12 protein-coding genes are annotated in these 12,358 nt (G+C 41.7%); 2 read left to right on the top strand and 10 right to left on the bottom strand.

What is annotated here, in order from left to right:
- Window positions 1-41: 41 nt before the first annotated feature.
- From ACQKMF_RS01715 to ACQKMF_RS01695, 5 genes are all read right to left on the bottom strand, one after another.
- Window positions 42-281, bottom strand: coding sequence for a ferredoxin (locus tag ACQKMF_RS01715; protein WP_328177501.1), 240 nt, complete (start codon window positions 279-281; stop codon window positions 42-44).
- Window positions 282-294: 13 nt separating this feature from the next.
- Entirely contained in the window at window positions 295-1,158 is an 864-nt protein-coding gene (gene ablB, locus ACQKMF_RS01710; protein ID WP_427571551.1) for a putative beta-lysine N-acetyltransferase, read from the bottom strand.
- Between the two features lie 65 nt (window positions 1,159-1,223).
- Complete coding sequence (locus ACQKMF_RS01705; RefSeq protein ID WP_063232442.1) at window positions 1,224-1,490, bottom strand: YokU family protein; 267 nt, start codon at window positions 1,488-1,490, stop codon at window positions 1,224-1,226.
- 2 nt (window positions 1,491-1,492) lie between these two features.
- Window positions 1,493-2,929: a lysine 2,3-aminomutase gene (ablA, locus tag ACQKMF_RS01700; RefSeq protein WP_214745095.1), complete on the bottom strand. Its 1,437-nt coding sequence runs from the start codon at window positions 2,927-2,929 to the stop codon at window positions 1,493-1,495.
- Between the two features lie 269 nt (window positions 2,930-3,198).
- Complete coding sequence (locus ACQKMF_RS01695; protein WP_230178220.1) at window positions 3,199-4,680, bottom strand: sigma-54 interaction domain-containing protein; 1,482 nt, start codon at window positions 4,678-4,680, stop codon at window positions 3,199-3,201.
- A 172-nt stretch (window positions 4,681-4,852) separates the two neighbouring features.
- On the opposite strand from ACQKMF_RS01695, the gene ACQKMF_RS01690 reads away from it, so the two are divergent.
- Entirely contained in the window at window positions 4,853-5,365 is a 513-nt protein-coding gene (locus tag ACQKMF_RS01690; protein WP_427572393.1) for a GNAT family N-acetyltransferase, read from the top strand.
- 285 nt (window positions 5,366-5,650) lie between these two features.
- On the opposite strand, the gene ACQKMF_RS01685 is transcribed toward ACQKMF_RS01690, so the two are convergent.
- Complete coding sequence (locus tag ACQKMF_RS01685; RefSeq protein ID WP_230178218.1) at window positions 5,651-6,640, bottom strand: LacI family DNA-binding transcriptional regulator; 990 nt, start codon at window positions 6,638-6,640, stop codon at window positions 5,651-5,653.
- Between the two features lie 140 nt (window positions 6,641-6,780).
- Between ACQKMF_RS01685 and ACQKMF_RS01680 the strand changes: the two genes are divergently transcribed.
- Entirely contained in the window at window positions 6,781-7,626 is an 846-nt protein-coding gene (locus tag ACQKMF_RS01680) for an HAD-IIB family hydrolase (RefSeq protein ID WP_427571548.1), read from the top strand.
- A gap of 73 nt (window positions 7,627-7,699) precedes the next feature.
- Here the strand turns inward: ACQKMF_RS01680 and ACQKMF_RS01675 are convergent, their stop codons facing one another.
- The 4 genes from ACQKMF_RS01675 to ACQKMF_RS01660 all read right to left on the bottom strand — a co-directional run bounded on the left by ACQKMF_RS01675 (window position 7,700) and on the right by ACQKMF_RS01660 (window position 12,138).
- Complete coding sequence (locus tag ACQKMF_RS01675) at window positions 7,700-8,617, bottom strand: peptidoglycan-binding protein (protein WP_427571546.1); 918 nt, start codon at window positions 8,615-8,617, stop codon at window positions 7,700-7,702.
- Window positions 8,618-9,359: 742 nt separating this feature from the next.
- Window positions 9,360-10,007 carry a 3-oxoacid CoA-transferase subunit B gene (locus ACQKMF_RS01670; RefSeq protein WP_427571544.1) on the bottom strand — a complete coding sequence of 216 codons (648 nt, stop codon included), beginning with the start codon at window positions 10,005-10,007 and terminating at the stop codon, window positions 9,360-9,362.
- A 17-nt stretch (window positions 10,008-10,024) separates the two neighbouring features.
- Window positions 10,025-10,720 (bottom strand): CoA transferase subunit A, encoded by a 696-nt coding sequence (locus tag ACQKMF_RS01665; RefSeq protein WP_034309718.1) that lies wholly within the window; start codon window positions 10,718-10,720, stop codon window positions 10,025-10,027.
- 32 nt (window positions 10,721-10,752) lie between these two features.
- Entirely contained in the window at window positions 10,753-12,138 is a 1,386-nt protein-coding gene (locus ACQKMF_RS01660) for a GntP family permease (protein WP_402939459.1), read from the bottom strand.
- Window positions 12,139-12,358 lie beyond the last annotated feature (220 nt).

Here is a 12,358-nt window from a genome sequence, read left to right as displayed (position 1 = left end):
TTTTAACGTTCGTACACATTATCTATCAATATATTAAGTTTTTAAAAGGAACCTATCCTAAAAGGCTCATCCTGAATCAGGATGGATTCTGTAGGGCAGCCTTCCATAGCATCTTGCATGTCATCATGCAGAATCTCAGGAACCTCGGCAATCCCTTGATTATCGTCCAAGATGACGAAAGCGATCCCTTGATCGTCATAGTCATAAATCTCAGGACCTGTTGAACCGCATGCCCCGCACGCAATACAGGTTTCTTTATCGACCCAAGTGTATTTAGCCATAAAAATAATCCTCCTACTTGAGGGATAAATCTTTACCCCAAATATTCATGTCCTCATACTTATCCCAAATATTGCAATTCTTCGTTAATCTGCCGCCATATTCATATCCCAGCTGATGAAAGACGGCGTTCATGCCCATTGACAATGAACGCGCTAACGAATAAGAGCAATAAATGTTTTTCCTGAACAATTCTTGTTCCAAGGCGGAGATGAGCACCTTCATGAAACCATGCTTCCGATGTTGGGGAATTGTTGCACAGTCCGTTAATTCAGCATTGTGATACATCTCATTCACTTCAGCGGATGCAGCACTCACGATGGTTCCTTCATATTCGATAACACTAAAGATCGTGCCTTCCTCCATCACTTTCTTGATATATCGCTCATCATTCATCGGTGTAGGATAGGTTTCAAAGATGGCACCATATAAATTCGCCAACTCTTTTGCATCTTCAACCGTAGCAAACCGGAGGATATAATCCTTAGGTATTTGCTGAGATTCAATCAGTCTAGAAATCTCACTTACATCTTGGATTACTTTATCTTCCTTGACCCAAAAGTCGCTTGTTCGCCTTTCATCCGTTAAATAGAAGGCCATGCAATAAGCATCATTCCCTTTGAAATACTTGCTCAATATTCCTTCCAGCATGAATCCTTTACCCAACGCCGCTGATAAATCTTCATTCCTCGCTTTAAGTATCACTTTTGTAAAGCCCTGCTCCTTTGCAATGGCAAGGGCCCGATCGATCCCTTTTTTGATATTTCCCCGATAATCATCCATACGCAAGCGCTGATTGGCATGATCATGATAGAGCTCCATCGTATAACAATCCCCGGTCTCCATTTGGGTGAAAAAAGGCAGCTTTTGAACAGGCATTATGTACCCCCCTTATTTAAAGAATTCGGGAGAAGAGATGCATATCATCCGCTTCTCCCGGCATTTTATTTCCAATTGAATAATTTTTTGACAGGTGCCTGAAGAAGCTGATCATACGTAAATTCGTCAGGATATTCACTCACATCATATATGGATAAGGCTTCATCCACCTTTTGATTCATCGAATCAGATACATAAATTCCACATTCAGGACAGTTCAAGGCTGGAACTTGAAGGACTTTTATTGAGCGTTTCCCGTCAGGCATGATCCAGTAACAATCCTTCTTTTCACTTTCTTCTACGTTTGGGGCATTGCACCATAAGCAGTCCATCTTCATTCCTCCTTGCCATCAGATTTCACCGAGCCACTGGCGGCCATGGCGTTCTTTTTTTCTTGGGCTAACCTTAATTTTTCCTTCATTTCATCCCGTTTATCACGGCGATCCTTCAAGGAAGCATGTTCATCAGTGCTTTCATACGCTTTTCTCTTGTCAAGACGACGAAGGCCCTCCGGCACCAAGTTGAATTTCTCGTCCGTCATAAGAGCGGAAATCCCGACGGCTTCTTTCCTATCCGCAGTACCATACACTTCATCAAAGTAAGCATCCGCACTGCCGGCAACATAATTCTTCGGCTCCGGATAGCTTGTGATTACTCCTTCAAAGTTCCGTAAAACGACTTTATCCGGACTTTGCGAAAGAAGGTAATTCGGAGTCAAGGCAATCTTTCCGCCACCGCCAGGAGCATCCACCACAAAGGTTGGCACTGCATATCCTGATGTATGGCCGCGCAGCGCTTCAATGATTTCCAATCCTTTTGAAACCGGCGCCCGGAAATGGCCAATCCCTTCAGATAGATCACATTGATAAATGTAATAAGGTCTTACCCTTGCTTTTACACAGTCATGCATAAGCTTTTTCATGATATGGACACTATCGTTGATACCAGCCAGGATGACTGCCTGATTCCCAAGCGGCACTCCTGCCATCGAGAGCATATCACATGCTTTTTTCGCTTCATCCGTCAGTTCAAGTGAATGATTGAAATGCGTATTCAGCCAAACCGGATGGTATTTTTTCAGAATATTACATAAATTTTCGGTAATCCTCTGCGGGAAAACGACCGGTGCACGTGTGCCGATCCGAATGATTTCCACATGCGGGATGGCACGTAAGTTACTCAATACGTATTCAAGGATCTTATCATTGATCAACAGGCCGTCTCCTCCAGAGATCAGTACGTCCCTCACTTCCGGAGTGTTCCGGATATATTCAATCGCCCCGTCAAGCTGCTTCTTGGGAACACCCATGCCAACCTGACCTGAAAAACGGCGTCGCGTACAATATCTGCAGTACATGGAGCATTGGTTCGTTACAAGGAACAGAACGCGATCCGGATAACGATGCGTCAATCCTGGAACTGGGGAATCCTCATCCTCATGCAGCGGATCCTCCAAATCATATCTAGTCTTGTTCATTTCTGCCGAAAGCGGTACCGACTGTAAACGAATCGGACAGCGAGGATCATCGGGATTCATCAAAGATGCATAATAAGGTGTAATGTTCAATGGAATCGTTTGAGTCGAAATCCGGACTCCTTCTTCTTCATCAGGTGTCAGGTTGACGACCTTTTTCAGATCATCCAGTGTTTTAATCGTATTGGTCAATTGCCAGATCCAATCATTCCACTGCTCTTCCGTTACATCCTTCCACAATTCGATATCATTATAATGCCTGCGTCCACCTAGGTATTCTTTATGTTTTACATCCATTCCCATCAAATTCATTAATAATGCCCCCTTATTATAAGAACTTATCTATATACTCTCGCAAGAATGATGCCAACATTGATAACAAGGAAATCATAAGCAAATGGGGGTAAACCTAGCTGAAAATCGCAAGATATTTTTCATTATGCATAATTTTTTGCAGCCAGATTCTTTGCACCAGGCAATAAAAAAAGAAGGCTCTCTTTACACAAGAGCCCTCTTCACGTTACATCATGATCAAGAAAGTGACAGCGTTTCCAAAAAACCTGAATTCACTTGGTTTCCTTCGACCCTGCCGTATAAACTTTTTCAATGCCGTACTTGTTTAACTTATATTGCAATCCCTGCCTTTTAATATTGAGGGCTTCTGCCGTTTTGCTGATATTCCCGTTATATTTCTCGAACATATTGATGATCATTTCCCTTTCCATTTCTTCAAGAACGACAGGTAAATCAATCCTGTTTTTCAATGGGGAAGGCTGGCTCTGCGCATTTGCTGCAGCATAATTTCCTGACGGGAAAAGATAAGCAGGAAGATGATGTTCATCAATCATATCTTCCCCAGCGTCCATGACGTTAAAGGTTAACTCGATGGCATGTCCCAGCTCACGAATGTTCCCTGGCCATGGATATTGAAGAAGCCGCTGCATCGCCTTATGACTGATCCCGCGCACTTCCGTAAAAAATGATTTGTTGAATTTTAGAATAAAGTGATTGACGATTTCCGGAATATCCGTTTTACGCTCCGAAAGAGAAGGCATCTGGATTGTCACGACATTGAGGCGAAAGAATAAATCCGAGCGAATGATTCCCCGCTCCAACGCCTCTTCTGGAGAAATGTTCATCGCAGCAATGATTTTCACACTAATCTTTTGCTCTTTCGAACCTCCAACACGGCGCACCTCACCTTCCTGTAGCACTCGGAGCAATTTTGCCTGCAGGCCGAGGTCGAGGCTATTCAGCTCATCAAGGAAAAGGGTACCGCCATTTGCCTGTTCAAAAATGCCCATGCGATCCATCGCTCCGGTAAAAGCCCCTTTCGTCGTACCGAACAGCAGCCCCTCCATCAATTCCTTGGGAACAGCCGCACAGTTTTGCGCGATGAATGGCTGATTTCGCTGAGCACTTACATTATGTATACTTTGAGCGACAAGTTCCTTCCCTGTCCCTGTTGGTCCATAAATCATGACTGGGGAATGTGTACGGGCCGCTTTTTTCGCCAAGGAAATCGCTTGCTGAAAAGCAGGGCTATTACCAATCAAATCACTAAAATGATAGGTCGCCGTCCCTTCAGAGAACTTATTTTTCCTATGGGTCTCGGCCAGCTGGGAACGCAAATCGACAATTTGGTCATACATATTCATGACCTTCGTAATATCCTTTGCGATTTCCACTGCACCAATGATTTCACCATCCTCATACAAAGGATACGTACTATTGATGGACGTTATCTTTTTCTCCTTTAAGTTGACATATGTTTGAATGGACTCAATCGTTTCATTGCCTTTTTCCAATGCTACATGCAGCGTACTGGATTCATCAGTCAATGAAGGATAAAGCTGAAAAATATTCTCCCCCAGCACCTGCTCACGATCAAGCCCGTCGATATGTGCCATCATTTCATTGTAAAAAACCGTATCCCCATCTTTATTCACAATATGGACACCCACATTGATCACATTCAATATCCATTCAAATTGAGTGGAAAACTGATTTACTGAAGATTTCATTTCTTCATCTCCGTTCTCTGCCATTTGATAGAATCACCTGTAAATTATAGCATTTAATGGGAAACATTCATCTCTTTAATCTTATTAAAATCAAACTTCAACACAAAGGCAATAGAATACTAAGGTCAAATAAAGGAATCTCGCATTAAGCCAAGAAGATTATATAAGAAAATATAAAATTCTAGGGGTGAGTCGGATTACAGAACGAAGCAAAGAAACGAAAATAGAAATTAAACCGTGGGAAGATAAAGACCTTGAATTACTATTTCAACTAAATGCCCCAGAAATGATGGAACATCTTGGCGGACCAGAAAGTAATGAACAAATCCTGAAACGCCATCAACGGTATCTACAGATTGGAGATAAAGGGTGCATGTTTAGCATCAACTCATTTCCAGAAGCAGCGGCGGCCGGCTCCGTTGGCTACTGGCAAAAAGTGTGGAACGATGAAAATGTGTATGAAATCGGTTGGAGCGTCCTCCCTTCCTTCCAAGGAAAAGGAATCGCATCTCATGCCGTGAAGGCACTGATAGAGAAAATCATAGCCGAACGAAAATACAAATATATTCACGCTTTCCCTTCCATCAATAATCCTGCATCAAACGCGATTTGCCGCAAGCTCGGCTTCATCCTCATCTCCGAATGTGAATTCGAATACCCACTGGGGAGCTTTATGCGATGCAATGATTGGTGCCTCGAACTTGAATGAGTTCTTGCCAGGGGAAGTCGAATTATGCTGGGTTTAGGTGAATTATTTCCCGGGAAAGTCGAATTATTCCCGGGTAGGACGGATAAGCTTGAAGTATGTCGAATTATTTCCGCGTGGGTCAAATTATTGCCGGGGTAGGTCGGATTTTTCCTGAGATAGGTCGGATTATTGCCAGGGTAGGTCGGATTTTTCCTGAGATAGGTCGGATTACACCCCATCCGCTAACCATTCATATACTGCTCAAAGGATAAAACCTGAATATGAAGTTTTATATCTTAATGATGGTTAGGTTGATTCTCTGATTTTAAGTTTGGTAGGCAATTTAATAACGTCTCGCTTTAATTTCAAATCATTACTTAAATATTTTATCAATTCTATTACAGTGCGTTGTCCTAATTCCATAATTGGTATATCGATTGTGGTTATGGTGGGGGTTGTGACTTGGCAAATAGATTGATTATCATAACCAACTATAGCTAGGTATTCCGGTATTTTATAGCCCAACATAGCTGCCTTTTTAATAATTCCTGCTGCGACCTGATCATTTCCAGTAAATAAAGCAGTAGGTTTTTCTTTTAATTTTAATATTTCATCACAAATACGGAATCCATCTTCAATATTAAATCCATGCCCAAATATCCAGTCTTCATTATGTAGTAAATTATTATCCGCTAAAGCTTTTAAAAACCCCTCTTTTCTTTGAATCTGAGCCTGACTATAAGAAGTATCGTAGCAAAAACCTATCTTCCTATGGCCTTTTTTTATTAAATGATTAACAGCTTTGTATGTCGCTTCGAATTCATCATAACCAATAATTGGTATAGAGGCGGAATGATGGTATTCATTACACAGTAAAATTGGGCCGTATTTCAAATAAGGCTTGATTACATTCCATTCATTTTCTAACGCTCCTAAAATAACCCCATCTACTTCTCTATTCTTTAATTTTCCCATAACATCTAATTCATTTTTCGCATCATAAAAGGTTTGAAAAATAAGCACTTTATAATCATTTTCCAAGGCTGCTAGAGATACTCCTTTAACCAATTGGGCAAAGAATGGATGATCGAAACTTGGGACTGATATTGCAATGGTCTGGGTTTTATTTGTCCTAAAATTCCGGGCTAGTGAACTTGGTGCATAATCAAGCTCTTCCATGACCTTTAAGATTTGTTCCCTTTTATCTTTCGATACATATGGATGATTATTTAAGACTCTGGATACCGTTGTTTTAGAGACATTACATATCTTGGCTATCTCGCTAATTCTCGTCATTTAATCCCATCCTTGTAATAAGTGGTTGACATGTTATCGATTTCAGAAGTTATTATTAAACCGTTCCTAATATATTAACAAAATTTTACTGATGAGTTGTATTTTAAAAAGTTATATTTTTAGCTAATGGAGGGATTGTTATGTTATTGAATAAAAAGGGCGGGTTTCAGTTATTGCCAAAGGTTGATGACCCAAAATACATTGTATTCTGTGATTTTGATGAAACCTATTATCCTCACATGAGTCACGAGAGACAGGAAGATTTATATGAACTTGAAAATTACTTAGAAGCAAAAAGTAATGATGAAGAACTTGTCTTTGGCTGGGTCACAGGGAGTAGTATCGAATCAATATTACATAAAATGGAACATGGTGGATTCAGATTTTTTCCCCATTTTATTGCAAGTGACTTAGGTACCGAAATCACCTATTTCTCAGAAAATAACTTTTTGGAAAATGATCCAGATTGGCATTCACAGATTAATATCGAAGAATTTAATAAACGGAAAGTCGATGAAATTTATAATGTTCTACTCAACGGCAATATACCATTGATTCCTCAGACTCAAATGGGAAGTTCACGCTATAAAAGAAATTATTATTATCAAATACAACATGAATCTGTCGACAAGAAGAACCTATCCACCATCCAGAGGGTGGCCAAAGAGTATGGGATAGGGGTAAATATCAATCGTTGTAATCCCCTTGCCGGCGATCCTGAAGATAGTTATGATATAGACTTTATCCCATTAGGTACTGGTAAAAATGAGATTGTACGATTTATGCTAGACAAATTCGGGCTGAGTCGGGAGCATGCCCTTGCTTTCGGGGATAGCGGAAATGATTTGCTCATGTTAAAAAGTGTTAAACATGGCTACCTTGTAGGGAATGCAACTCAAGAAGCCAAGGAAGCTCATACTAAAATAGCGACAGGTACGTACTCTAAAGGAATATTAAGAACTTTGCAATCCATAATTAATATTTAGTAAGTAATGAAAAAAGGCAGTTGGTGCACTCTTGCCACAGCTTTAACTTTCTGCTAACAGTATGGATTCTATATCAAGCAAACAAATCATTCCATGTTTCTTTACCTGCAAGCTTATCTGCGGATATCCCGCTTGCTCTTTGGTATTTGTATAATGCCGTCTCGGTATTTTTTCCGAATTCTCCATCAATGGGCCCAGGGTTATATCCTTTCATATTGAGAGTTGCTTGCAGGATCCATGTGATATTGCAGCTTGCGCCTTTTTTTATGGTGACGATCGCATTTTTGGTTTTAGGTCCCCATTTTCCATCGACAACAAGCTTTTTATTGAATTGCTTATTCAATTCCGTTTGGAAACCTATTATAAGGGCCGTTCGAGTTTTGGGACCATAAAACCCATCACACTCAATATTCGTTTCATATCGGCCATTTAACGTTTGTTGAATCGAAATGATATGATTATCTCCTTTGCCGGTTTTCTGCATTTCCCTTTTTTCTAATTTGAAGGTAAGGCGGGGATCTTTTCCTGCTTGTAACTGTGTATATGATAACCCGCCTGTCATCTCCAAGTGGGGGTAATCCTTGAATGAACTCCAATCGCCGCCCCATTTAAATCCTAAATCCTTACCTATGGCAGCCACTCGCTGCCATTTTGAATTAACTGTCCATATCGCTCTCCTGCCATCATCACTCACTATGAAGAAGTCAATAGCCAGTCCATAATTATGATAGGATTGCCCAGGCTTAGCCTTCGTCACAATCGGTTTAGCTAGATTACTATAGTTTTTTCCTTTGTAGCTGTAAACTCGTCCTTGACCATAAAGGTTGGCTTGTTCTTCCAAAGAGCGATAACCTGCACTTATCTGTACCGTGATTCCTTCATTATAAGCACGTTCGACCATTTCCAATGCTGATGCCTTCACAACAGGATTCATCCCTTTGCCCATCTTTTTCACTGATCGCTCCAATAATGTCCGTAATGCTACTTTCACTGTCATCCCTCCTTTTAAATTCCCATCAGACTCTATATAAGCCTTTTTGACGGAAAAGTAGCAGAGTTAGGAAAATATCTCATTTATTAGAGAAGAGAAGTAATATGTAAAAAACGTTCCAGCTGATTTCAGAAATCCGCTCTCTTTCCGCCGATTGTCTGCCAAACCTCCTCGCCGGTAAACGGCTGCGGGGTTTCGGCTAGCCAGTTTTTCGGCAGGAGTGTCGCAATTTTCTTCTATCTATTGAGGGTTGCATCGGTATAGACTAGTAAAAAACATCAAGTTTACTTTTAAAATCTTGGTTCGGGGCGAGTGCAATTCGAAACTCCTTTTGTCGAAAAATTGATGAAACCGCCAGACTGTAGACGAATTGGAGAAGAAGAGCCAGTTTTCCTACAATATTTCTTAAAAAAGAAGCTCCAGTTGATTGGAACGGAAGGTACGAGACTCCTGCGGGAAAAGCGCGTCCAAGGGAGACCCCACAGGCGCGAAGCGTCGAGGAGGCTCCCGGACCGCCCGCGGAAAGCGAGTGCCTGGAGTGGAAATCCATTATAAATACCCTCTTTCAGTAACCAGCTCCCTTTCCGCCGACTGTCTGCCAAGTATTGATAACTGAGGTGAAAAGGCCTGTCGTTCCATCATTATAGAAAGGGAATTCCACAAAAAAAATTAGACTGCTTCCGTTCGCCCGTTTGCGAATGAAAGCAGTCTAATCATGTATTATTTTATTATTCTCTTTAACTTACGCTTTAATTTCAATAGAGGGGCTAACTGTAAAGTCGGCCTCTGTTTTGCTTTTCACTTCATCAAGTGTTACGCCATTTTGCAGTTCAATCAATTCCATGCCAGCTTCTGTAAATTGAAAAACAGCCAGTTCGGTAATCAGGCAATTGACGACTTTTTCTCCCGTCAATGGCAATGTACAGCTTTTTTTCACTTTGGATTCCCCATGCTTGTTCACATGGTCCATGATGACAACAATACGTTTTGCGCCTTGGACGAGGTCCATCGCTCCTCCCATTCCTTTTACCATCTTCCCTGGAATCATCCAGTTTGCCAAGTCCCCATTTTCGGAAACTTCCATCCCGCCTAAAATGGCTAGATCGATGTGGCCGCCGCGAATCATTGCAAACGATTCAGCGCTATCAAAAAATGATGCCCCTGCTTTTGCGGTTACTGTTTCTTTTCCTGCATTGATCAAATCCGGATCGACTTCATCCTTTTGTGGATAAGGACCGATTCCCAGTAAGCCATTTTCCGATTGAAGCATGACATTAAAGTCATTCGGGATCATGTTGGCAATCAAGGTCGGCATTCCAATCCCTAAATTTACACACATACCGTCTTGGATTTCTTTAACGGCCCGTTCTAAAATTAGTTGTCTAGTCATTCGATACTCCTCCTTTTTTATGCGTTAGCAGTTGTAAGTCTTTCAATTCGTTTTTCATAGTCATTCCCTACAAGCACTTTCTGTACATAAACTCCTGAAGTATGAATTTCATCCGGATCGAGCTCCCCTGTGCCCACAAGCTCCTCCACTTCGACAAGCGTGACTTTCCCTGCGGTGGCAACGACAGGGTTAAAATTCCTTGCCGTTTTCCGATATACAAGATTACCGAAATGATCTGCTTTCCAGGCTTTTACAAAGGCAAAATCTCCGACTATTCCTTTTTCCATAATGTATGTGCGGCCATCAAACTCTTTATGTTCTTTACCTTTTGCCACTTCCGTCCCTACTCCTGTAGCTGTATAAAAGGCAGGAATTCCCGCTCCGCCCGCTCTTAAACGCTCGGCCAGCGTTCCTTGGGGAACTAGTTCGACCTCCAGCTCGCCGCTTAAAAATTGCTGTTCAAATAACTTATTTTCCCCAACATAAGAAGCGATCATTTTTTTGATTTGTTTATTTTCAAGCAATAGACCCAGACCCCAGTCATCGACACCGCAATTGTTGCTGACAATCGTCAAATCCTTTACACCTTTGTTACGCAAAGCAATGATCAGTTTTTCTGGTATTCCGCTTAATCCGAACCCGCCTACGATAATGGTTGCTCCATCCTCGATTTGTTGAATAGCGCTATCAAAAGATGTTAATAATTTACTCATTTTCCATCATCTCCATTCTTAATACTATTCTATTAAATAAACAGTGATGTTGCAAAAGCTATGATGAACACGGTCACTGTTTTTAAAATCGTAATCGCAAAGATATCCTTGTAAGATTGACGATGTGTCAGTCCAGTAATGGCAAGTAAGGTAATGACGGCACCATTATGCGGCAGTGTATCCATTCCGCCAGATGCCATGGATGCAATTCGATGAAGCATTTCCGGGGTGATTCCGACACTTTGGGCCACCTGCAAATAGTGACCTCCCATTACTTCCAACGCAATCGAAAGTCCACCAGATGCAGATCCGGTAATCCCTGCCAGCACATTGACGGCAATAGCTTCGGATACAAGTGGATTACCGCTTGCATTGAACACCCAGTTTTGAATGACCGAGAATCCAGGTAGCGTTTTCACAACATTCCCAAAACCAACTTCAGAAGCGGTATTGAATATCGCAAGCAATGATCCCATTGCCGCAGCTGTTAATCCACTTGCCAATTTGACCTTGATGCGTCCAACATTCAGAAGCATCGCTGCAATGATACCGATTGTCAGTGCCACAATCAAAGACCAGGTTGAAGTGACAGTGCTTACATCCGCAATGTTGAAAGTTTCCTTCAACATCGATGCATCATACCAGTGCTTAACCGAAATGGCACTGCGGCTGAAAGCAAAATTAAATGCTACGACAAGGATGAGCGGTACGATGGACAGCCAAAAGTTAGGCAGGTTTTGCTGTTCTGCACTTTCTGGCTCATTAATATGTCCTTCCCCGTATCCTTCACCATTTGCCAACGCTTGTTTACGGCGACGCTCTAACCAGATCATTCCTCCTGTAAATACCATGATCGCGCCAATAATCCCCATTACTGGAGCTGCATACGTATCTGTTCCGAAATAATTCGTTGGAATGATATTTTGAATCTGAGGTGTTCCAGGAAGGGCATCCATCGTATAAGTGAAAGCACCTAATGCAATCGTTCCCGGCAATAATCTTTTTGGAATGTCTGCTTCTTTAAAAATTGCCGCTGCGAATGGATAAACGGCGAATGCCACTACAAACAATGAAACCCCGCCATATGTCAGCGCCGAACACGCCAGCACTACAGCAAGAATGGCCTGCTTTGAGCCTAGTGATTTTACGATGGTCTTGGCGATGGATGCAGCTGCACCGCTCATCTCCATGACTTTTCCAAATACGGCCCCTAATAAAAATATCGGGAAAAACGCTTTTATATAGTTAGCCGCAAACGTCATATATGTCTCTGTGTAACTCGGCAGCAAGTGTCCACCGGATAAGATGACCGCCAGTAAAGTAACAACCGGCGCTATGATAATGACCGGATAGCCCCGGTAGGCTAAAAAGATTAAAAGTCCCAGCGCCACAACAATGGCTAAAATTTGAATCACCAACTCAATTCCCCCTTTTCTCCCCTTGCCCCAAAATTATTTCGGCAGCATTTAAATAGAACTATTAATCTCCTAAATTCCACATTTTTAATCTTTCCGCTTTTACCATCCAAGCCTGCCTTCCCCAAGTCAGGCTGAATGATCTTCCAATTTTTGAGAACGCTTTCAACAATTTGCTGAATTACGAAATCCCTCTTCATTTTACGTGAAAAAACAGTATAAA

This window comes from Peribacillus sp. NPDC101480 (genome assembly GCF_050277335.1).
Classification (GTDB): domain Bacteria; phylum Bacillota; class Bacilli; order Bacillales; family DSM-1321; genus Peribacillus.
Note: the sequence above shows the minus strand (reverse complement) of the source record. Positions and strands in the feature narration are given on the sequence as shown.

Excerpts from the sequence above, each read along its gene's own strand:
- ACQKMF_RS01695 (WP_230178220.1), bottom strand. The coding sequence starts at position 4,680 with ATGGCAGAGAACGGAGATGAAGAAATGAAATCTTCAGTAAATCAGTTT.
- ACQKMF_RS01715 (WP_328177501.1), bottom strand. The coding sequence starts at position 281 with ATGGCTAAATACACTTGGGTCGATAAAGAAACCTGTATTGCGTGCGGG.
- ACQKMF_RS01670 (WP_427571544.1), bottom strand. The coding sequence starts at position 10,007 with ATGACTAGACAACTAATTTTAGAACGGGCCGTTAAAGAAATCCAAGAC.
- ACQKMF_RS01705 (WP_063232442.1), bottom strand. The coding sequence starts at position 1,490 with ATGGACTGCTTATGGTGCAATGCCCCAAACGTAGAAGAAAGTGAAAAG.
- ablA (WP_214745095.1), bottom strand. The coding sequence starts at position 2,929 with ATGGATGTAAAACATAAAGAATACCTAGGTGGACGCAGGCATTATAAT.
- ACQKMF_RS01685 (WP_230178218.1), bottom strand. The coding sequence starts at position 6,640 with ATGACGAGAATTAGCGAGATAGCCAAGATATGTAATGTCTCTAAAACA.
- ACQKMF_RS01680 (WP_427571548.1), top strand. The coding sequence starts at position 6,781 with ATGTTATTGAATAAAAAGGGCGGGTTTCAGTTATTGCCAAAGGTTGAT.
- ACQKMF_RS01665 (WP_034309718.1), bottom strand. The coding sequence starts at position 10,720 with ATGAGTAAATTATTAACATCTTTTGATAGCGCTATTCAACAAATCGAG.
- ablB (WP_427571551.1), bottom strand. The coding sequence starts at position 1,158 with ATGCCTGTTCAAAAGCTGCCTTTTTTCACCCAAATGGAGACCGGGGAT.